Below are 620 nucleotides of genomic sequence, written 5' to 3' on the forward strand. Positions count from 1 at the left end.
GACGTGATCCGCGTGGGGGCGTTCGGCGATGCGCCCGCGGCGGTGCCGCTGCTGTGGCAGCATCGCGGGCAAGCGGTCGGCACGATCGAGCGGATCGCCACCGATGCGCGCGGGCTGCGTGTGATCGGGCGGATCGACGATGCGCGCGTCGCGCGGCTGGGGCGCGGGGGTGCTTTGCGCGGGCTGTCGATCGGTTTCCGCGCGCGGGGGGCGGTGCGGGGGAACGTGCGCGAGTTGACGACGGTCGATCTGGTCGAGGTCAGCCTGGTCGCGCGGCCGCTGCAGCCGCTGGCGCGGGTGCACCGCGTGGAGGAGCAGGCCGCCGGGCCGTGACGCGGGGGAGCGCTGCATTTTCGGACAGGGCCTGAAGGGGCGTCGCGCGTGCGGCGCCCTTTTTCTTTGGGCGGGACTTTCAAGCAAGGAGACGGACATGGGTGACGAAACGATGGATGCGCTCGAGGCGAGCTTCGAGACGCAGCCGGTGCAAAGCGTGGTGGCGCGGCCGCTGCTGGCGGGGGGCGGTGCGGCGAGCGAGGCCGGGTTCGGCGCTTTCCTGCGCTCGGGTGCGAGCGTCGAGATGAAGGCGTTTACCGCCGTGAGCGGCGATGCCGGGGGCTATG

At 72.6% G+C, this 620-nt stretch carries 2 protein-coding genes; both read left to right on the top strand.

Annotated features, from left to right (window positions below; all coding sequences use genetic code 11):
* Window positions 1–333: HK97 family phage prohead protease (locus tag AACY45_RS27420; protein WP_339548589.1), on the top strand; the 333-nt coding region annotated here is incomplete at its 5' end.
* Window positions 334–430: 97 nt separating this feature from the next.
* On the top strand, window positions 431–620 hold a 190-nt coding region (locus AACY45_RS27425; protein ID WP_339548591.1), incomplete at its 3' end, for a hypothetical protein.

The sequence above is a fragment of the Pseudomonas sp. RA_35y_Pfl2_P32 genome (assembly GCF_963970735.1).
In the GTDB taxonomy this organism is placed as follows: domain Bacteria; phylum Pseudomonadota; class Gammaproteobacteria; order Pseudomonadales; family Pseudomonadaceae; genus Aquipseudomonas.